This window comes from Citrobacter sp. On2M, from assembly GCF_018035235.1.
Lineage (GTDB): Bacteria > Pseudomonadota > Gammaproteobacteria > Enterobacterales > Enterobacteriaceae > Citrobacter > Citrobacter meridianamericanus.
On sequence record NZ_WPCV01000005.1, the window covers coordinates 629,147 to 650,512 of the forward strand.

Sequence of the window (21,366 nt, forward strand, 5' to 3'; positions counted from 1 at the left end):
GGACGCCATGTCACTTTCATCACCGGCCGTACATCTGTTTTATCACTCACGCTGGCAGGATACTCACGTGCTTGATGAGCTGTGTTGGGGACTGGAAGAGCAAGGCGTTCCTTACCGGGCAATCTGTTGCGACGATCATGACTGCGCGCTGGCGCTGGGCCAACTGGCGGCCAAAAGTTCGACGCTACGCGTGGGGCTCGGCCTCAATAACGCGGGTGATATTGCCTTAACCCATGCCCAGTTGCCCGAGGATCGGGCGCTGGTCTGCGGGCATATCTGCGCCGGGGCTGTCCGGATCCGCGTGCTCGGCGCCAATGCCGGTCAACTGGTTAAAGTGCTTCCTTTCAGCGAGATAACATAAATGTACCGCATCTACACCCGAACCGGCGATAAAGGCACCACTGCGCTATATGGCGGCAGCCGCATCGACAAAGACGACATCCGCGTTGACGCCTACGGCACCGTGGATGAACTGATTTCCCAGCTTGGCGTCTGCTATGCCAGCACGCGTCAGGCCGAGCTACGCCAGGAACTGCACGCCATACAGAAGATGCTGTTTGTACTTGGAGCAGAGCTCGCCAGTGATGAGCAAGGACTTACCCGCTTAAAGCAGCGTATTGGTGAAGAGGATACTCAGGCGCTGGAGCAGCTTATTGACCGTAATATGGCGCAAAGCGGCCCGCTCAAAGCGTTTGTTATTCCGGGGAAAAATCTGGCCTCGGCACAGCTACACGTTGCGCGAACCCTGGTGCGTCGGCTGGAGCGGATCCTGATCGCGATGGACAGAACCCTGACGTTACGCGATGAGGCCAAACGTTACATCAACCGACTGTCGGATGTGTTGTTTTCGATGGCCAGAATCGAAGAAACTACTCCAGATGTTTGCGCTTAAACTGACTGGCATCGATGTCGTACTGCTTCATCTTGCGCCACAGGGTGGTGCGACCAATATTCAGCAGCTGCGACATCTCCTGCACGCGCCCGCTAGTGACGCGGGCGGCGTGGATAATCGCCTCTTTTTCGATGGCGGTAAATGTCAGGCTGGCTGGCAGCAGTGAAGATGCCGTCTCCAGACCAGGGCGTTCGGCAAACAGATAATCCGGTAGATTGCTCAGCCGAATATGACCGTTTTCACTGCTGATGGCGATATTTTCGATAATACTGTTCAGCTCAAAGTCATTGCCCGGCCACGAATAGGCCACCAGTTGCGCCAGCGCGTCGTCGTCAATCTTCAGGCTGGTTGAAAAGCGTTTTTTCAGGCTATTCAGCCGCGTAAAAATCAGCGAGGGAATACTACTGCGCCGCGCCCGCAGCGGTGGGATGACTATCTCAAAAGAGTGCAGCGCATAATACAGCTGACGGCTAAAACGGTTTTGTTCCACCAGATTAGCGAGATCGACCGTGGTGGTGGCAATCACTTTCACATCCACCGGAATCAGCCGCCGGGCATCCAGGCGGGTTAAAACCCCCTGCTTAATCACCTGTAGCAGCGCGGATTGCAGCTCCGGCGCTAAATACTCAATTTTTTCCAGAAACAGGGTGCCGCCATTGGCCAGTTCAAGACGACTCAACCGACCGTTCTCATCATCGGTAGGCGCGCTGCCCATAAAATCCTGACCCAGCACGCTGTTGGCATACAGCTGGCAGTTCACGGCGATATACGGCCCGCTGGCGCGTTCGCTTTCATTGTGAATAGCCTGGCTCAACAACTCTTTACCGACCCCCTCTTCCCCACACAGCAGAATCGGGAAGCTCCCCCGCGCTGCCTGACGACCGAAATGGATCAAGCGCCGGGTTTCCGGATCGTCTGTCGACATCTGCTCAAAGGTATGGCTCACCTTGCCGAGCTGGCTGGTCATCAGTTGACGCATTTGTTCAACCGGATGCAGCAACAGAATAAAGCTGTTGCCCTGCTCTTCAACAATCGGCTTCAGGGTAATGACGGCATCAACAAACTGATGCTGACTTTCAAAGGTGACTTCGACGTGATTCAGGCCGCGGGCATGTTTGATCGCCCGACGCAGCAGCATGGGCAGATTGAGCAGGTCGTTAATATTTTTCCCCTGACTGGCCTGCGCGTCGAGATGCAAAAGCAGCGCCGCTCGCGCATTGAGGAACTGCAATACGCCCTGTTCGTTCCAGGCCATCACGCCATCATCCATGCTTTCCAGCAGTCCGTACATTTGGTTCAGATGACGATTGGATTCAGCCAGCAGACTGTCGGTCAGTAAAGAGTTACCGACTTCTCTGGCAATCGCCAGCGTCAGGGATAAATCAGAAACGCACTCATGCTCTACCAGACAGCACAGCGAGATGGAGCCAAACAGTCGACCATGGTTATCGAATACCGGCGTCGAGCAGAACGACCACGGATGCAACGCCTGCTTAAAGTGCTGATCGCCAGAGGTTTTTGTCGGCTGCCCCGGCATCGTCGCCAGCGACAGCGCACAGCTGCCAATAATGCTTTCCGCACAGTAACTGCCGTCGCGAAACCCGAGCTCCGCCAGTTGTTCCACCGTCTGCGGATCGCCGCAACGGCTGAGAATACAGGCCGACTCATCCAGAATCAGCAGCGCGCACGGACGGCCGTCCATAAATTCCCAGGCATCTTCCAGCGCGGCCTGGGCAATCGTCAGCAGCGCCGTCTTGCGACGACAAATCGACTCAAAGGTCAGCCCCTGCGCCTGATGCGGTGCCTGCCAGGTTTCCCGCTGCATAAACTTGCTGCAACGATGCCATGACTGGGCAAGAACCGAAGAGACTTCCTTCCCGATGCTATGCGTGTGCGCCGTCATATCCCTTTCCGCTGTTTTACCATAGACAACCCCTCCGGCAGAGACTGTCAGAGGGGGAGAAGATGTCGGATAAAAACTTACCGACGACTGATTAACGCGCCAGCCACTGCTGTCCCAGCAGGTCTGCCGTCAGAATAGCGGCATGAACGCTTTCAGGCGTCACCGGGAACGGCATATTGTGTATGGTTTCACCTTCTGCGCAGGTCGCTTTGGCCACGGCCATAATCTTGCCGTCGATGTCATCTTTCACGCCCATTTCCGCTAACGTTACCGGCAGACCGACTTTCTGACAGAAATTCAGTACGGTTTCGATCTCTTCCATCGGGCTGTTTTGCAGCACCAACTGCGCCAGCGTACCAAAGGCGACTTTCTCACCGTGATACAAATGGTGGCACTCTTCCAGAATTGTAAATCCGTTATGAATAGCATGCGCTCCCGCAAGACCGCTGCTTTCAAAGCCGATGCCGCTGAGGTAAGTGTTCGCTTCGACAATACGTTCCAGCGCGTCGGTCACCACGCCAGCCTGCGCGGCAAAGCGTGCCTTTTCGCCTTCCGCCAGCAGGGTATCATAGCACAGGCGCGCCAGGCTCAGCGCCGCCACAGTGGACTGTCCGCCCGCCATGCTGGTCGCTCTGGCGTCATAACAGGCTTTCGCTTCAAACCAGGTCGACAGCGCATCACCCATCCCGGCCACCAGCAGACGGACCGGCGCTTTGGCAATGATTGCGGTATCCATCACCACCATATCCGGATTTTTCGGGTAGATCAGATACTCTTCAAACTCACCAGCTTCGGTGTAGATAACGGACAGCGCGCTGGTTGGCGCATCGGTAGACGCAATAGTCGGGATCACCACCACCGGCAGCTTCTGGTAGTAACCAATCGCTTTAGCGGTATCCAGCGTTTTTCCACCGCCAATCCCAACCACGCCACGGCAACCGTGCTGTTTCAGAATGGCAATCAGGCGATTAATTTCGACATGGCTGCATTCCCCGTTGAAGCGTTCCGCATGACAGCTAATATCGTGGCTGTGCAGACCGTTGAGTACTTTCTCTCCCGCCAGCTTCATCACGAAGTCATCCGCAATCACGAAAAAGCAGTCCGCCAGATTTTTAGCATATTGACCAAATAAGGTGGAAGCGTCAGGACCCTGGAGATATTTGGCTGGAGATTGAATAACTTTTAGCATTCCTTTCATCCTCAAATAAGTACATGTTTTTACATGGTGAGCCCTGGCGTTAACCTGTTAGGCCGAATGCTGACGGCGAAAACGGGAGGTACCGGAGCGATGCAATAACTGTATGGCGAGGCGTACACAAAAAAATCTTTCGTCTTTTTGTTCTGATATGAAACAGATAAAAACCACGAACGTTCCAGATTGGAACGCTTATCCACAAAAATGATAAGGTTTGCGATCCCGATCCGTTCATTTCCCGCCAAATCTCCGGCAATCACCAATCCCACTTTCCCTTTTACTCACTTCGCTGCATTTAAAACCGACAAAAAAAGGCCGACTACACCGTATGACCTGTACTTTTGGCAGGAAAAAAAGTCGAGCAAGCTCGCATTGCGATGATTCCCTAACTTTTTAAGTTTCATTTCGAAACAAAAAATAACGATGACGTTCCGTAATGAAACTCATTTTAGCGTTGTTTTTTTCCACGCTGAGTTCGCCAGAATCTCTCCATCGCCTCCGCACCATGGTTACACATTCGGGGGTTTGTCTTTCACTCAACCTCGAGGAGTCGTTATGTCTCAATTCTTTTTTAACCACCGTACCCATCTCGTAAGCGACGTCATCGACGGCACGATTATCGCCAGCCCGTGGAATAACCTTGCGCGTCTGGAAAGCGATCCAGCCATCCGCATCGTGATCCGTCGTGACCTCAACAAAAATAATGTGGCGGTCATTTCTGGCGGCGGTTCAGGACACGAACCCGCGCACGTTGGTTTTATCGGTAAAGGGATGCTCACCGCTGCGGTCTGCGGAGATGTGTTCGCCTCTCCGAGCGTAGATGCGGTACTGACCGCTATTCAGGCGGTGACCGGTGAGGCTGGCTGTCTGTTGATCGTGAAAAACTACACCGGTGACCGCCTTAATTTCGGTCTCGCCGCCGAGAAAGCACGTCGCCTTGGCTATAACGTTGAAATGCTGATTGTCGGCGACGACATCTCTCTGCCGGATAACAAACACCCGCGTGGCATTGCGGGAACCATCCTGGTGCATAAAATCGCAGGCTATTTCGCCGAACGCGGCTACAACCTCGCCACCGTCCTGCGTGAAGCGCAGTACGCAGCCAACAACACTTTCAGCCTGGGCGTCGCCCTTTCCAGCTGCCATCTGCCGCAAGAAGCCGACGCCGCCCCGCGTCATCATCTGGGCCACGCGGAACTGGGCATGGGCATTCACGGCGAACCAGGCGCATCGGTTATCGACACCCAGAACAGTGCGCAGGTGGTGAATTTGATGGTGGATAAACTGCTGGCGGTCCTGCCTGAAACCGGTCGTCTGGCAGTGATGATTAACAATCTTGGCGGCGTGTCCGTGGCCGAAATGGCCATCATTACCCGCGAACTGATCAGCAGCCCACTGCATCCGCGTATCGACTGGTTGATTGGCCCAGCTTCGCTGGTCACCGCGCTGGATATGAAAGGTTTTTCACTTACGGCCATCGTGCTCGAAGAAAGCATCGAAAAAGCGCTACTCACAGAGGTGGAAACCAGTAACTGGCCAACCCCGATCCCACCACGAGAAATCAGTTGCGTACCGTCATCTCAGCGCAGTGCGCGCGTGGAGTTTCAGCCTTCGGAAAACACCCTGGTAGCCGGGATTGTGGAACTTGTCACCGCAACTCTTTCCGGTCTGGAGACACATCTGAATGCGCTGGATGCCAAAGTTGGCGATGGCGATACCGGTTCGACCTTTGCCGCCGGCGCGCGTGAGATTGCCAGCCTGTTGCATCGCCAGCAGCTACCGCTGGATAACCTTGCCACGTTGTTCGCGCTGATTGGCGAACGTCTGACCGTGGTGATGGGCGGTTCCAGCGGTGTGCTGATGTCGATCTTCTTTACCGCCGCCGGACAGAAACTCGAACAGGGCGCTAACGTTGCCGAGGCGCTGAATACGGGTCTGGCGCAGATGAAGTTCTACGGCGGCGCTGATGAAGGCGATCGCACCATGATTGATGCACTGCAGCCGGCCCTGACGTCGCTGCTCGCACAGCCACAAAATATGCAGGCCGCATTCGACGCTGCGCAAGCGGGTGCCGAACGAACCTGTCTGTCGAGTAAAGCCAATGCGGGGCGCGCATCTTATCTGAACAGCGAAAGCCTGCTCGGCAATATGGACCCCGGCGCGCACGCCGTAGCGATGGTGTTTAAAGCCCTGGCGGAGGAGATGGTGAGCTAAGTTTTAATCAATGCCTGATGACACAAGCGTCATCAGGCAAAACGTTAACGGTAAACGCGAATCCCACCTTCCACGCCGCGGCTAAACAGCACCTGCCAAAGTTCGATATCTCTGGCGCGAAAAGCACCGGCGCAGGCGCATAAATAGTAATTAAACATTCTTCTGAAGGTGGCGGAATAACGTGCTGACAGCTCCGGCCATGCCTGATTAAAACGCTCGTGCCATGCCATCAGCGTTTTATCATAATCGCTGCCAAAATTATGCCAGTCTTCCATCACAAACCGTGATTCGCTGGCCTCAGCAATATGGGAGATCGCCGGTAAGCAGCCGTTCGGGAAAATGTATTTATTGATCCACGGATCGACGCTCATCCCCTTTTTATTGCTACCAATGGTATGTAACAGGAACAGCCCATCCGGTTTTAAACAACGGTCGGCGATGCTGAAATAGGTGTCGTAATTTTTCGGCCCTACATGTTCAAACATCCCCACGGAAACAATGCGATCGTAGTGTTTATCAAGGTCGCGATAGTCCTGCAGCAGAATATTAACGTCCAGCCCTTCACAGCGCTGCTGGGCCATTTTCTGCTGCTCTTTGGAGATAGTAACGCCTTCTACCACCACACCGTAATGACGCGCCGCATATTCGGCCAGCCCGCCCCAGCCACAACCGATGTCGAGTAAACGCATACCCGGTTCAAGTTGCAACTTCTCACAGATCATTTTTAATTTGGCATTTTGCGCATCGTCTAATGTGGTCGCGTCTTTCCAGTAACCGCAGGAATATTGCATATGCGGATCAAGCATCAACGCAAAGAGATCGTTACCAATATCGTAGTGCTCTTTGCCGACAATCCACGCGCGGCTGCGCGACTGCAAATTAAACAGGCGCGCACTGGCAATACGTAAAATATCTTTCAGATTACCCGGCATCTGCTGGTCAAGTTTTGCTTTGAGGATTTTGCAGAACAGAATATCGAGCCGCTCGCAGTCCCACCAGCCTTCCATATAGCTTTCACCAAGCCCTAACGAGCCTTGCTGCAATACTCGTTTAAAAAAACCAGCATGATGAAGTTGAATGTCCCAGGGACGGGAGCCATTAATCCTGATATCTGCTTGCGAAAGCAGCTCTTTTCCCATTCGGGTCCAGTTATCATTTGTTTCATTGACGATGACAGCATCTGAACAAAGCGAGTTCATGGTATTTACCAAAAGTGGGCTAAAAATTCTTACGCAAGATTATTATGGAAAACAGGGTGTATGTATTATGATCTGCGGACAAGATCTATCGAGCAGCGGCCACACCACCGGGAGCATTGACGATTTATTTATGGAAACTCTCGCGCAAAAACAGTGGAACTTCTTCCCGGATAACTCCATGGCGGAACTGCCGCAGGACGTGTATTTTCGCTCCTATGTATTAGAAGCCAACCACCATGTTCCGCCGCATTCACACTCTTTTATGCAGTTCCATTTCGCCCGCAAAGGCAGTATGCGTATTGATGTTGCCGGCAAGTGCTGGATAATCCCGGCGCACTATGGCATCTGGATCCCCAATAATACGGAGCATGCAGTTTGGGCTCTGGATGATGTGTATTTAGAGAACCTGGATATTAAACCGGGCTTTCTTGAAGCGCGCATTAATGAATGTAAAGTGGTCGCTATCAGTGATTTCGCCAGAGAGTTTATTCATTACGCCACCAATTTAGTTTCGGGGCATTATGATAGCCGCTCCAAAGAGGGCAGACTGGTGAGCGTGCTGGTCGACATTATTCTGCAACTCCCGGAAGTCGCTTTTGTATTACCCTGGCCGCAGGATCGCGAATTAACCAAAATATGCCGAACCATACAAGAATCCCCCGCTCTGGAGCATTCGGTTGAATACTGGGCACATCATCTGGGTATGTCTGCCCGAACCTTTTCACGCCATTTCAAAAAAGAAACTGGATTGCCTTTCAGCGTCTGGAAACAAAAAATGCGTATTCTGGAATCCGTATTAATGCTGAAAAAAAATAAAAGCGTGACCGCCGTGGCGCTCGACGTAGGGTATTCAAGCACCGCGGCATTTAGTTATGCCTTCCGCCAGGCATTTGGCGTGCCGCCGTCTAGTTATTAATCTGCCGCTTTACGCTGATGCCAGTAGGCTGCCGCACGCACCCGTTGAGGGTCAAACGCCTCGGTTTCAAAGCGAGCACTCAGGTTTTTTACCACCTTGCCTTCACCAGTGATCCAGATGTAATAATCATCTGTGGGCACGGTTAGTCGCGATAAGCGTTCATTCACTACCTGCGCGTCATGGCCGATAAACCACTCAATAGTAAATCCGTCGAGATGGGCAAGATAATCCTGGTACGCTGCATCCTGCACGCTGACCAGCGCCGTGACGTTTGGACGTACCGCTAAGCGGCTGAGCGACTCCAGCCGTCGGCGCAGCGCAGGCATTCCCGATTCATCACAGACGTAAACCTGATACGCATAATCTTCTGGCACCACCAACGAACCGCGCGGTCCGCCGATCGTCAGCTTGTCACCCACGCCAGCATTCATCGCCCATGTGCTCGCCACTCCACCGTCATGAATATAAAAATCCAGTGCCAGCTCATGGCGCGCTTCGTCATACAACGGCGTGTAGTCACGGGAGAGCGGACGCACCCCGTCGGCCCAGACGATGCCCTCATCAGTGACTACTGGCGGCACAAAATGGCAGCCCGGTTCCGGGAAAAAGACCTTGGTGTGGTCATCAAAGCCGTGCGAGCTAAAACCGTCCAGAGCGTCACCGCCCAGTACGATGCGCTGAAAGCCCGCGCTAACACGTTCAACGCGCAGGACGGTAAGTTCACGGAAGCGCAATTCATTGCGAACGCGCTGCGGGTAGCGTGAGGTGTTTTTTGTCATTTTCTCGCCTTTAAAAGATAATACGATATATCTAAATTTATTTTTAAATGATAATGATTGCTAATCACAAGGATTGCAAGCACTTTTTTGATATAGCCACACTCTGATTAATCACCTTCAAAGACCAAATAAAAACACCTGAAAATCAATAAATTAAAAAAAACCAAACTAATGATATTGCAAGAGCATTATTTTTAGATATAAATTAGATATATCTAAACAACATCAGGAGACGATGATGCAAAACCATCATGAAGGTTGCTGCAAACATACAGAGCACCAACACGAAGGCTGCTGCAAGGGTGAAGGACATCACCATGAAGGCCGCCACAACGAGCACCACGCAGGCTGCTGCAAAGGTGAAGAACATCGCCATGAAGGTTGTAACAAAGAACACCACCCTGAACAGGGTTGCGGACACCGCCACGGTCGCGGCGGCGGTCGTCGCCAGCGCTTCTTCGGTCACGGAGAATTACGCCTGGTGATTCTGGATATCCTGACCCGCGACGCCAGCCACGGCTATGAGCTGATAAAAGCGATTGAAACCCTGACTCAGGGTAACTACACCCCGAGCCCGGGCGTTATTTATCCGACGCTGGACTTCTTGCAGGATCAGGAGCTGATCACTATCAGCGATGAGGAAGGTGGGCGTAAACAGATTGCGATCACCACCCTGGGCCAGCAGTGGCTGGATGAAAACCGTGAGCATCTGGACCATATCCACGAACGGATTAAAGCCCGCTGCGTGGGTTTTGAATTGCGCAAGAACCCGCAGATGAAACGCGCGCTGGAGAACTTCAAAGCCGTGCTGGACCTACGGGTCAATCATGGTGATACCAGCGATGCGCAAATCAAAAAAATCATCGGTATTATCGATCGCGCTGCGCTGGATATTACCCAACTGGATTAATCTGCTCAGCAGGCGAAACCCATTCCCCTGGATTTCGCCTGCATTGTGATTCTTAGTGCAGAACCGTGACTGCGTCTTCCAGACGCCCCGCGCGATGTTTCACCATCGCAGAAATTTGGGCGCTCTCTTCAACCAGTTCGGCGTTTTTCTGCGTAATGTTGCTCAGTTCATTCACCGCGCGGGTCAGGCTGGAAAGACCATCCGACTGTTCCAGCGTTGAGTGGCTGATTTGGGCGATCAGTTGAGTCACGTTTTGCACCTGCGTCACAATATCGTCCATCGTGCGCCCTGCGGCGTGAACCTGGTCGGATCCGGACTGCACCTTATCGGCGCTGGCATCAATCAGCTTGCGGATATCATTGGCTGCACTGGCGCTGCGGCTGGCAAGATGACGCACTTCTCCCGCCACCACGGCGAATCCTTTCCCCTGCTCACCCGCCCGTGCGGCTTCAACGGCGGCGTTCAGGGCCAGAATGTTAGTCTGGAAGGCAATATCGTTAATCAGCGTGGTAATGGTACCAATCCGCTGGGTGCTGTTGGCGATGTCGTCCATGGTTTTGATGACGGTATCCATCGCCTCACCACCGTGTGTCGCCGCGCTGCTGGCGGCGATGGAGAGCTTATCTGCCGCGGCGGCAGTCTGTGAGTTTTGTTTCACCGATGCCGCCATCTGGTTCATGGTCGCCACCGTTTCCTGCACGTTCTCAACGGTCTGCTGCGTATGTTTGTTTAAATCATCGCTACCTTTCGCCAGCGTTTCGCTGTCGCTGCGCACACAACTCACCTGGCTGGAGACATCATGGATGAGCCAGCGGCACATTAGCCCCAGTTGCCCGACCGCTCTAAGCATCAGACCCAGTTCATCACTGCGGTTAAGATGCGACACGCTGTTTCGCTCACCGGTCGCCACTTTCAACGCCTGACGAGCGACATTCTCAATGGGGCGCACAATCTGCCATTCAAAAATCGCCGTTCCCAGCATCATTACCAGCGCACTCATCAGCAGTAACGGCAATTCCGCGCCCATTTGTTGCAACGCAGCCGCCAGTACAATAAACATGAACGCCATTACACTGCGCACCCGCCAGCGAATCGGCAGTGCCGGGAGCTTCCCCAGCCAGCCTTTACGTACCACCAGTCCTTTATGGATACGTCGGTTGCAACGCCCTTCATTCAGCGCCTTATATAAAGGCTCTACCGTCGCAATTTCCTCGTCAGTTGCCCGGGTACGAATCGACATATACCCGGTTACATGTCCTTCCCTCACCATCGGCACCGCATTGGCTCTCACCCAGTAGTGATCGCCATTCTTACGCCGGTTTTTCACAATCCCGCTCCATGGCTCGCCCTGTTTCAGGGTGTACCACATATCCGCAAACGCCGCTTTTGGCATGTCCGGATGACGAACCAGATTGTGCGGCTTATTGAGCAATTCATTCAGTTGATAGCCGCTGACCTGAACGAAAGTGTCGTTCGCATGGGTAATATAGCTTTGTAAATCGGTGGTCGACATGAGGGTGATATCATCATCCAGCGGTGTATTTTGCTGACTAACGTAGGGATGAGAAGACATGATTGCGTCCTGTGCAGGTTATCTGGTTGTTAACTCTTTCGGCTTATGTTATTTCGGCGATAATTTTTTTATCTTTAGTTGTTAAATTTGATTTAGATCGCAATTTGCGATTAAACCTCAAAATCTATACGCATTCTAATCCATTGATTTAAAATACTTTCAATCAGAAACTATTCCATTGCACTTCTACCAATGCACCGTCACAGTGCGAAACTTGCTCATTTTTAGCGCAGAAAAGGGAGTTTCCGATCTGTTTTCGCAGTCTGAACTTGGGCAAAATGCCAGCAAATGTTAAAAGATGGCATTAAATGTTGCACAAATAAGATGTTTCCTGGTGTTTATCCCGATTTTTGCTAAGCGCGCCGGAATGGCGCAATCCCTGCAATACTTAATTCAGTATCATGTGATACGCCAGCTCCGGGAGCATATTTTGAACAGGTTACCTTCCAGCGCATCGGCCCTGGCCTGCAGCGCACACGCACTGAATCTCATCGAAAAGCGCACGCTTGATCATGAGGAAATGAAATCATTAAACCGAGAGGTGATTGAATACTTCAAGGAGCATGTCAATCCGGGGTTCTTAGAGTATCGAAAATCTGTAACTGCAGGCGGGGATTACGGAGCCGTAGAGTGGCAAGCGGGAAGCCTGAATACGCTTGTCGACACCCAGGGACAGGAGTTCGTTGATTGCCTGGGTGGTTTTGGAATTTTCAACGTGGGGCACCGTAATCCAGTCGTGGTTTCCGCCGTACAGAATCAACTCGCGAAACAACCTCTGCATAGCCAGGAGTTACTTGACCCTCTGCGGGCCATGCTGGCAAAGACCCTTGCCGCACTGGCACCCGGTAAACTGAAATACAGTTTTTTCTGTAACAGCGGGACCGAGTCGGTTGAAGCCGCTCTGAAGCTGGCGAAAGCGTATCAATCGCCGCGCGGTAAATTTACGTTTATTGCCACCAGCGGCGCATTTCACGGCAAATCTCTGGGCGCGCTCTCTGCCACAGCGAAATCAACTTTCCGCAAACCCTTTATGCCGCTGCTGCCAGGTTTCCGTCATGTGCCGTTTGGCGATGTTAACGCGCTGCGCACTATGCTCAGTGAGTGTAAAAAAACCGGTGATGACGTTGCAGCTGTGATCCTTGAACCTATCCAGGGTGAAGGAGGCGTGATCCTGCCGCCGCAAGGGTATTTGACCACCGTTCGTAAACTTTGCGATGAGTATGGCGCGCTGATGATCCTTGACGAAGTACAAACCGGCATGGGTCGTACTGGCAAAATGTTCGCCTGCGAGCACGAAAACGTGCAGCCCGACATTATGTGCCTGGCTAAAGCGCTGGGCGGGGGCGTGATGCCGATTGGCGCAACCATTGCCACCGAAGAGGTGTTCTCGGTTCTGTTCGACAATCCTTTCTTGCATACCACCACCTTTGGCGGCAATCCGCTCGCGTGTGCGGCTGCGCTGGCCACCATTAACGTCCTGCTGGAGCAAAATTTACCGGCCCAGGCGGAGCAGAAAGGCGATATGTTGCTGGATGGTTTCCGCCAGCTTGCGCGGGAATATCCGGACCTGGTGCATGATGTACGCGGCAAGGGCATGCTGATGGCAATCGAGTTTGTCGATAATGAAATCGGCTACAACTTTGCCAGTGAGATGTTCCGCCAGCGGGTGCTGGTTGCCGGCACGCTGAATAATGCCAAGACGATCCGCATCGAACCGCCGTTAACGTTAACGATCGAACAATGCGATCTGGTATTACGATCGACGCGCAAAGCCCTGGCAGCATTACGGGTGAGCGTGGAGCAGGTGTAAAAGATGTCTGTCCGGCCTGCGTTTACAAACGTAGGCCGGATAAGGCAGCACAATTTAAACAATCCGTACGCCTGCAGGCATGAGGCGTTCTGGCGTTAACAGCACGCTTTCGCTGCCATCGTCCGTCTCAGCGCACAGCAGCATACACTCTGATGTCTCACCGCGCATTTTGGCCTTTTGCAGATTACACAGTACCACCACCGTTTTCCCCATCAGCTCCTCTTCGCTGTAATAAGGCACCAGGCTGGTCACGGTTTGCAGCGTACGTTCTCCCACATCAACCTGCACGATATACAGCTTATCGGCATTGTCATGGCGCTTTACCTGTGCGATTTTTCCAACACGTATTTCCAAGCGGGCAAAATCAGCAAATGCGACGGTATCCATTGTTTTCTCCTTTGGTAAAATTTTACTAAATACTAGCAAACTATTTTCCGGGCATTGTTCTTAAAAGCGGGAAAATGACGCACTCATCACACTCTGCAAGCCCAGTTTTACCCCGAGCATGTCAATTAAACGTGCTTTTTTTACTGAAAACAGATGAATAGATAAGCGCTTCATTTACAATGCGCAGGTAACTCAGGGAAAAGGCAAACATGGCAACACTTAAAGACATCGCAATCGAAGCTGGCGTGTCCCTGGCGACAGTGTCCCGGGTTTTAAACGATGACCCCACGCTGAATGTAAAAGAAGAGACCAAGCATCGCATTCTGGAGATCGCGGAAAAGCTGGAGTACAAAACCAGCAGCGCCCGTAAGAACCAGACCAGCGCGCTCGGCCTCCAGCATATTCTGGCGCTCTACAGCTATCAGCAGGATTTGGAAATCAACGATCCTTACTATCTCGCGATCCGCCATGGGATTGAAACCCAGTGCGAGAAGCTGGGGATTGAACTGACCAACTGCTATGAGCACAGTGGGCTGCCGGAGAACAAAAACATTACCGGCATTCTTATTGTTGGCAAGCCTTCTCCTGCGCTGCGCGAGGCGGCAACAGCGCTTACCGACAACATCTGCTTTATCGATTTTCATGAACCCGGCAGCGAATATGACGCTGTCGATATCGATCTGGCCCGCATCAGTAAAGAGAGCATCGACTACTTCATCGCCCAGGGCGTCACCCGCATTGGCTTCATCGGTGGCGAAGATCAGCCTGGCAAGGCTGATATCCGCGAAGCCGCGTTTGTCGAATACGGTCGCCTGCAGCAGGTCGTTTCTGAACAGGATATCTATCGCGGCGGCTTCTCCAGTTCATCAGGCTATGAGCTGGCCAAAAAAATGCTAGCGAAAGCCGACTATCCCAGCGCCCTGTTTGTGGCTTCTGACTCGATTGCTATTGGCGTTCTCCGCGCCATTCACGAGCGTGGTCTGAACATTCCGCAGGACATTTCGCTGATTAGCGTTAATGATATCCCGACGGCGCGCTTCACCTTTCCTCCGCTTTCCACCGTGCGCATCCATTCAGAAATGATGGGCAGTCAGGGCGTCAACCTGCTGTTTGAGAAAGCCCGCGATGGACGTGCGCTTCCTCTGCTGGTTTTTGTTCCCAGCAAGCTGAAACTGCGCGGTACTACCCGCTAAAATCCCCCATTTATCCGCCCGGTTTCAGCTGAAGCCGGGCACGCATTGTCATGCATTCTTTTCTGCGCCCGAATTATTTTCGTGATCCAGTTAAAGTAAATCATCTCACTCGCTATATTTTAGTAAAACTTTTACTAAAATCATCATCAATTATCCTTACTCACCATTACAATGAATGGTTCCGATTTTTCTCCACCGGGAGGCCTTATGAATCGCTGGGAAAACATTCAGCTCACCCACGAAAATCGATTGGCGCCACGCGCATATTTTTTCTCTTACGACTCCGTTGCGCAGGCCCGCTCGTTTGCCCGCGAAACCAGCAGCCTCTTTCAGTTGCTGAGCGGTCAGTGGAATTTCCAGTTCTTTGAGCATCCGCTGCAGGTGCCGGAAGCCTTTACGTCGCAGTTTATGAGCGACTGGGGCAGCATCACCGTCCCCGGCATGTGGCAGATGGAAGGACACGGCAAGCTGCAGTATACCGACGAAGGTTTTCCTTTCCCGATTGATGTCCCCTACGTGCCGACCAATAACCCTACCGGCGCCTACCAGCGTATTTTCTCCCTCAGTGAAGGCTGGCAGGGCAAACAAACGCTGATTAAATTTGATGGCGTAGAAACCTACTTCGAAGTTTACGTGAATGGTCAGTACGTTGGCTTCAGCAAAGGCAGTCGCCTGACGGCCGAGTTTGATATCAGCGCAGTGGTGAAGACCGGTGACAACCTGCTGTGCGTTCGCGTTATGCAATGGGCTGATTCCACTTACATTGAAGACCAGGATATGTGGTGGTCGGCGGGAATTTTCCGCGACGTCTATCTGGTCGGTAAACAGGCGACCCATATCCAGGATTTTACCGTTCGTACCGATTTCGATGATGACTATCGCGATGCCACCCTCTCCTGCGACATCGTGCTGGAAAATATCGCTTCCACGCCAACGATGGCATCGCTCGAATACACTTTGTTTGACGGTGAGCAGACGCTGCATAACGGCGTGATTAACGCTCTGACGGTGGATAAGCTCACCCGCACCGCGTTCAATTTCAAGGTCAGCAAGCCGCACCAGTGGTCTGCGGAATCACCGTATCTCTATCATCTGGTAATGACCCTGAAAGATGCCAGCGGCAACATCCTTGAGGTTGTGCCGCAGCGCGTCGGATTCCGTGATATCAACGTTCGCGACGGTCTGTTTTACATCAATAACCGCTATGTCATGCTGCATGGTGTCAACCGTCATGACAACGATCATCTTAAGGGCCGCGCGGTTGGTATGGATCGCGTGGAAAAAGATCTGTTGTTAATGAAGCAGCACAACATCAACTCCGTACGCACCGCCCATTACCCGAACGATCCACGTTTCTATGAATTGTGCGATATCTACGGTTTGTTCGTCATGGCCGAAACCGACGTTGAATCTCACGGCTTCGCTAATATCGGCGATATCAGCCGGATCACCGACGATCCGCTGTGGGAAAATGTCTATGTTGAGCGCATCGTACGCCACGTCCACGCGCAGAAAAACCACCCGTCGATCGTTATCTGGTCGCTCGGCAATGAATCCGGCTACGGCTGTAATATTCGCGCCATGTACCACGCGGCAAAAGCACTGGATGACACGCGTCTGATCCATTACGAAGAAGATCGTGACGCCGAAGTGGTGGATATCATTTCCACCATGTACACCCGCGTACCGCTGATGAATGAGTTTGGTGAATACCCACATCCTAAACCGCGCATCATCTGCGAATATGCTCACGCAATGGGCAACGGCCCCGGCGGGCTAACGGAATATCAGAACGTCTTCTATCAGCATGATTGCATTCAGGGACACTATGTCTGGGAGTGGTGCGATCACGGGATTCAGGCCAAAGATGACGACGGTAACCTCTGGTACAACTATGGCGGTGACTACGGCGACTACCCGAACAACTACAACTTCTGCCTTGATGGCCTGATTTATTCCGATCAAACCCCAGGCCCGGGTCTGCAAGAGTACAAGCAGGTCATTGCGCCAGTAAAAGTGCGCGCGCAGGATCTGGCTCGCGGCGAGCTGCGGGTAGAAAACAAACTGTGGTTTACCACGCTTGACGACTACACCCTGCATATTGAGGTCCGCGCTGAAGGCGACACGCTTTCCAGCCAACAAATGAAACTGCGCGAGGTCGCACCCAACAGCGATACGCTGCTGCAATGCACACTGCCTGAGCTGGATGCGCGCGAGACGTTCCTCAACGTCACCGTGACGAAAGATTCCCGCACGTTATACAGCGAAGCCGGGCATCACATCGCGACTTATCAGTTCCCGCTGAAGGCCAGAACGGCGACTGCCGTACCGTTCAGTCTGCAAAACGCCACCCCTTTGACGCTGGAAGAGAACCGCCAGAGCTGCACCGTTCGCGGTTATAACTTCCATCTGATCTTCTCAAAGCTGACCGGTAAACCCATTAGCTGGAACGTCAATGGTGAAGAGCTGATTACCCGCGAGCCGAAGATTAATTTCTTCAAACCAACCATAGATAACCACAAGCAAGAGTTCGAAGGCCTCTGGCAGCCAAATCATATACAGATAATGCAGGAGCATTTGCGCGACTTTACCTTTGAGCAAACCGAAGATGCGCTGCTGATAACCAGCCAGACGATTATCGCCCCGCCGGTATTTGATTTCGGTATGCGCTGCACCTACCGCTGGCGGATTGCCGCAGACGGTCAGCTGAACGTGGAGCTTTCCGGCCAGCCTTACGGCGAGTACCGGGACATTATTCCGTGCATTGGCTTCACGATGGGCATCAGCGGTGATTTGGGACAGGTGGCCTGGTACGGACGTGGTCCTGGTGAAAACTATGGCGACAGTCAACAAGCCAACATCATCGATATCTGGCGCAGCAGTGTGGATGAGATGTTCGAGAATTATCCGTTCCCGCAAAACAACGGCAATCGTCAGGACGTGCGTTGGGCAACGCTAACCGATCGTCACGGCAACGGTCTGCTGGTGATTCCGCAGTGCCCTGTCAACCTGAGCGCCTGGCGCTATACGCCAGAAAATATCTTTGCCGCACAGCACTGCAATGAGCTGCAGCGCAGCGATGACATCACCCTCAATCTGGACCATCAGCTACTGGGCTTAGGGTCTAACTCGTGGGGAAGTGAGGTACTTGATTCCTGGCGAGTCTGGTTTACGTCATTCAGCTACGGCTTCACGTTGTTGCCGGTTTCAGGCAGTGAGTCTGGCGCTCAAGCCACCGCCAACCGCGCCTTTGGCACCGGGTTCTTTTCCACGAATTTGCACAGCGAGAATACAAAATGAGGATCATCGACAACTTAGAGCAGTTCCAGCAACGCTTTGCTTCGGGTCGGAAATGGCAACGTTGCGTTGAGGCCATTGAAAATATTGATAATATTCAACCTGGTGTCGCTCACTCTATCGGTGATTCTCTGAGCTACCGCGTAGAGACAGACTCTGCAACTGATGCGCTGTTTACCGGTCATCGTCGTTATTTTGAGATCCATTACTACCTGCAAGGACAGCAAAAAATAGAGTATGCCGCCAAAGAAGATCTCCAGGTGGTTGAATATTATCGCGATGAAACCGATCGCGAATATCTGAAAGGCTGCGGAAAAACCGTAGAAGTGCACGAAGGACAAATGGTTATTTGTGACAACCATGAAGCCTATCGTTTTATCTGTAATAGCGTAGTGAAGAAAGTCGTACTCAAAGTCACCATCGAAGATGGTTATTTTCATAATAAATAAAAAACACAGGCGGCGCCGACGTTGCGCCGCCAGTACCCTATAATAATCAGGAATCGGAGATGTGCTATGTCTGATACCAAACGTAATACCATCGGCAAGTTCGGCTTACTTTCACTCACCTTTGCCGCGGTTTATAGTTTTAATAACGTTATCAACAATAATATTGAGCTTGGTCTGGCATCCGCACCGATGTTTTTCCTCGCGACAATTTTCTACTTTATTCCATTCTGCTTAATCATCGCCGAATTTGTTTCGCTGAATAAAAACTCCGAAGCCGGTGTCTACGCATGGGTGAAAAGCTCGCTGGGCGGGCGCTGGGCCTTTATTACCGCCTACACCTACTGGTTCGTTAACCTGTTCTTTTTCACCTCGCTTTTGCCCCGCGTTATCGCCTATGCCTCCTACGCATTTTTAGGCTACGAATACATTCTGACACCGTTCGCCACCACCGTGTTAAGTATGGTGCTGTTTGCCTTCTCGACCTGGGTTTCGACCAACGGCGCAAAAATGCTGGGGCCGATTACCTCCGTCACCTCCACGCTGATGCTGCTGCTGACGCTGTCCTACATTTTACTGGCGGGTACTGCGTTGGTGGGCGGCGTGCAGCCTGCTGACCCCATCACCGTTGATGCAATGATCCCGAATTTTAACTGGGCGTTCCTCGGTATTACCACCTGGATATTCATGGCGGCAGGCGGCGCGGAGTCCGTGGCGGTGTATGTCAACGACGTTAAGGGCGGGTCAAAATCGTTCGTGAAGGTCATTATCATTGCCGGGATTTTTATCGGCGTGCTTTATTCCATCTCCTCGGTGCTGATCAACGTCTTCGTCAGCAGCAAAGAACTGAAGTTCACCGGTGGATCGGTGCAGGTATTCCACGGTCTGGCGGCATACTTTGGCCTGCCGGAACTCATCGTTAACCGCTTTGTCGGCCTGGTCTCCTTTACCGCGATGTTCGGCTCTCTGCTGATGTGGACCGCTACGCCGGTGAAGATCTTCTTCTCTGAAATTCCGGCGGGTATTTTCGGTAAAAAAACCGTCGAACTGAATGAAAACGGCGTACCGGCCCGCGCAGCGTGGATCCAGTTTCTGATCGTTATCCCACTGATGATTATACCAACGCTCGGCTCTAATACCGTGCAGGACCTGATGAACACCATCATCAACATGACCGCCGCCGCATCGATGCTGCCGCCGCTGTTTATTATGCTGGCCTACCTGAATCTACGCGCAAAACTGGACCACTTGCCGCGCGACTTCCGTATGGGTTCGCAAAAAACCGGCATTATTGTGGTATCAATGCTGATCGTCCTGTTCACCATCGGCTTTATTGCCTCTACCTTCCCGACCGGCGGGAATATCATAACCATTATTTTTTATAACGTCGGTGGAATTGTTATTTTCCTCGGTTTTGCCTGGTGGAAATACAGTAAATACATTAAAGGGTTAACCAAAGAAGAAAAAGCTATTGAGGCTGCTCCCGCTTCAAATATCAATTAATGATTAAAGCATAATAACAATAAACAATATTCGCTAAGGCTATAACAATAAAAATTATATTTTATTTGCTTAGGATCGGAGCATGAATAACATTAGCCAATATTGCAGGGCAATTATTGCCCTGCCCTTTTTCTGCGTCTCCTCTCTGGGTGCAGAAGAAGTTCGCCCTGCTGAACACGATGATACGAAAACACCTGCCATAACCTCCCCCTCATTTCGTTTTTATGGTGAATTGGGCATGGGGGGATATATGGATTTAGAAGGAAAAGATAAGCATAAATACAGCGACGGTACCTACATTGAAGGTGGTCTGGAGATAAAACACGGTTCATGGTTTGGTCTGATCTACGGCGAGGGCTGGACCGTGCAGGCCGACCATCAAGGCAATGCCTGGGTTCCTGACCATAGCTGGGGCGGATTCGAAGGCGGGATCAACCGCTTTTACGGTGGTTACCGTACCGATGCTGGAACAGAGATGATGCTCAGTCTGCGCCAGGACTCCTCGCTGGATGACCTGCAATGGTGGGGTGATTTCACGCCAGACCTGGGCTACGTTATTCCGAATACCCGAGACATTATGACCGCCATTAAGGTGCAAAACCTGACCGGCCCTTTGCGCTATAGCGTGACCGCCACCCCCGCCGGACACCACGATGAAAGCAAAGCCTGGCTGCACTTTGGTAAATACGATCGCTACGACGATAAATATACCTATCCGGCCATGATGAACGGTTACATCCAGTACGACCTGACTGAAGGCGTAACCTGGATGAACGGTCTGGAGATAACTGACGGTACCGGACAGCTGTTCCTGACCGGTATCCTCACCCCCAACTTCGCCGCCCGCGCGTGGCACCACACGGGTCGCGCCGACGGGCTGGATGTATCCGGCACCGAGACCGGCTATATGATCAGCGCGATGTATGAAGCGCTAAAAGGCGTTTATCTCTCCACCGCATATAGCTACGCCAAACACCGACCGGATCGCGCCGAGGAAGAAACTACGTCCTTTATGCAGTTCGGTATCTGGTATGAATACGGCGGCGGACGTTTCGCTACCGCCTTCGACAGCCGGTTCTATATGCAGAATGCCTCTGGTGACCCGAGCGACCAAATCTTCCTGATGCAATATTTCTATTGGTAACAAGG

At 52.3% G+C, this 21,366-nt stretch carries 17 protein-coding genes; 11 read left to right on the forward strand and 6 right to left on the reverse strand.

The features are described 5' to 3' along the window. Nucleotides 1-7 precede the first annotated feature (7 nt). Nucleotides 8-361: a glycerol dehydratase reactivase beta/small subunit family protein gene (locus tag On2M_RS20935; RefSeq protein WP_151217795.1), complete on the forward strand. Its 354-nt coding sequence runs from the start codon at nucleotides 8-10 to the stop codon at nucleotides 359-361. Continuing rightward, on the forward strand, nucleotides 362-892 hold the full coding sequence (locus On2M_RS20940; RefSeq protein WP_151217796.1) for a cob(I)yrinic acid a,c-diamide adenosyltransferase: 531 nt from the start codon (nucleotides 362-364) through the stop codon (nucleotides 890-892). Here the strand turns inward: On2M_RS20940 and dhaR are convergent. Then, nucleotides 870-2,795 (reverse strand): dihydroxyacetone kinase operon transcriptional regulator DhaR, encoded by a 1,926-nt coding sequence (gene dhaR, locus On2M_RS20945; RefSeq protein WP_210905412.1) that lies wholly within the window; start codon nucleotides 2,793-2,795, stop codon nucleotides 870-872. The genes On2M_RS20940 and dhaR overlap by 23 nt on opposite strands. A gap of 91 nt (nucleotides 2,796-2,886) precedes the next feature. Further along, nucleotides 2,887-3,984, reverse strand: a complete 1,098-nt coding sequence (locus tag On2M_RS20950; RefSeq protein ID WP_210905413.1) for a glycerol dehydrogenase — start codon at nucleotides 3,982-3,984, stop codon at nucleotides 2,887-2,889. Nucleotides 3,985-4,545: 561 nt separating this feature from the next. Here On2M_RS20950 and On2M_RS20955 point away from each other — a divergent pair. Then, nucleotides 4,546-6,204: a glycerone kinase gene (locus On2M_RS20955; RefSeq protein ID WP_210905414.1), complete on the forward strand. Its 1,659-nt coding sequence runs from the start codon at nucleotides 4,546-4,548 to the stop codon at nucleotides 6,202-6,204. Between the two features lie 44 nt (nucleotides 6,205-6,248). Here the strand turns inward: On2M_RS20955 and cfa are convergent, their stop codons facing one another. Further along, nucleotides 6,249-7,403: a cyclopropane fatty acyl phospholipid synthase gene (gene cfa / locus On2M_RS20960; protein WP_210905415.1), complete on the reverse strand. Its 1,155-nt coding sequence runs from the start codon at nucleotides 7,401-7,403 to the stop codon at nucleotides 6,249-6,251. A 67-nt stretch (nucleotides 7,404-7,470) separates the two neighbouring features. On the opposite strand from cfa, the gene On2M_RS20965 reads away from it, so the two are divergent. Next, nucleotides 7,471-8,319 carry a helix-turn-helix transcriptional regulator gene (locus tag On2M_RS20965; protein WP_210905416.1) on the forward strand — a complete coding sequence of 283 codons (849 nt, stop codon included), beginning with the start codon at nucleotides 7,471-7,473 and terminating at the stop codon, nucleotides 8,317-8,319. Here On2M_RS20965 and On2M_RS20970 read toward each other — a convergent pair. After that, nucleotides 8,316-9,098 (reverse strand): siderophore-interacting protein, encoded by a 783-nt coding sequence (locus On2M_RS20970; RefSeq protein WP_210905417.1) that lies wholly within the window; start codon nucleotides 9,096-9,098, stop codon nucleotides 8,316-8,318. The genes On2M_RS20965 and On2M_RS20970 overlap by 4 nt on opposite strands. Nucleotides 9,099-9,333: 235 nt before the next feature. Between On2M_RS20970 and On2M_RS20975 the strand changes: the two genes are divergently transcribed. After that, nucleotides 9,334-10,008 (forward strand): PadR family transcriptional regulator, encoded by a 675-nt coding sequence (locus On2M_RS20975; protein ID WP_210905418.1) that lies wholly within the window; start codon nucleotides 9,334-9,336, stop codon nucleotides 10,006-10,008. Nucleotides 10,009-10,060: 52 nt separating this feature from the next. Here On2M_RS20975 and On2M_RS20980 read toward each other — a convergent pair whose 3' ends face one another. Beyond that, nucleotides 10,061-11,581 carry a PAS domain-containing methyl-accepting chemotaxis protein gene (locus On2M_RS20980; RefSeq protein WP_210905419.1) on the reverse strand — a complete coding sequence of 507 codons (1,521 nt, stop codon included), beginning with the start codon at nucleotides 11,579-11,581 and terminating at the stop codon, nucleotides 10,061-10,063. 430 nt (nucleotides 11,582-12,011) lie between these two features. Between On2M_RS20980 and ygjG the strand changes: the two genes are divergently transcribed. Then, entirely contained in the window at nucleotides 12,012-13,391 is a 1,380-nt protein-coding gene (ygjG, locus tag On2M_RS20985; RefSeq protein ID WP_187253292.1) for a putrescine aminotransferase, read from the forward strand. A gap of 54 nt (nucleotides 13,392-13,445) precedes the next feature. On the opposite strand, the gene On2M_RS20990 is transcribed toward ygjG, so the two are convergent. Further along, nucleotides 13,446-13,778: a tRNA-binding protein gene (locus tag On2M_RS20990; protein ID WP_187253293.1), complete on the reverse strand. Its 333-nt coding sequence runs from the start codon at nucleotides 13,776-13,778 to the stop codon at nucleotides 13,446-13,448. Between the two features lie 209 nt (nucleotides 13,779-13,987). Between On2M_RS20990 and ebgR the strand changes: the two genes are divergently transcribed. The 5 genes from ebgR (at nucleotide 13,988) to ygjJ (ending at nucleotide 21,361) form a co-directional block, all read left to right on the forward strand. Continuing rightward, nucleotides 13,988-14,971 (forward strand): transcriptional regulator EbgR, encoded by a 984-nt coding sequence (gene ebgR, locus On2M_RS20995; protein WP_151217803.1) that lies wholly within the window; start codon nucleotides 13,988-13,990, stop codon nucleotides 14,969-14,971. A gap of 207 nt (nucleotides 14,972-15,178) precedes the next feature. Continuing rightward, nucleotides 15,179-18,271, forward strand: a complete 3,093-nt coding sequence (gene ebgA / locus On2M_RS21000; RefSeq protein WP_210905420.1) for a beta-galactosidase subunit alpha — start codon at nucleotides 15,179-15,181, stop codon at nucleotides 18,269-18,271. Then, nucleotides 18,268-18,717, forward strand: a complete 450-nt coding sequence (locus On2M_RS21005) for a beta-galactosidase subunit beta (protein WP_151217805.1) — start codon at nucleotides 18,268-18,270, stop codon at nucleotides 18,715-18,717. The genes ebgA and On2M_RS21005 overlap by 4 nt, the downstream gene beginning before the upstream one ends. A gap of 66 nt (nucleotides 18,718-18,783) precedes the next feature. Continuing rightward, on the forward strand, nucleotides 18,784-20,217 hold the full coding sequence (locus On2M_RS21010; protein WP_187253295.1) for an amino acid permease: 1,434 nt from the start codon (nucleotides 18,784-18,786) through the stop codon (nucleotides 20,215-20,217). A gap of 82 nt (nucleotides 20,218-20,299) precedes the next feature. Then, nucleotides 20,300-21,361, forward strand: coding sequence for a protein YgjJ (gene ygjJ, locus On2M_RS21015; protein WP_210905421.1), 1,062 nt, complete (start codon nucleotides 20,300-20,302; stop codon nucleotides 21,359-21,361). Nucleotides 21,362-21,366: the final 5 nt, after the last annotated feature.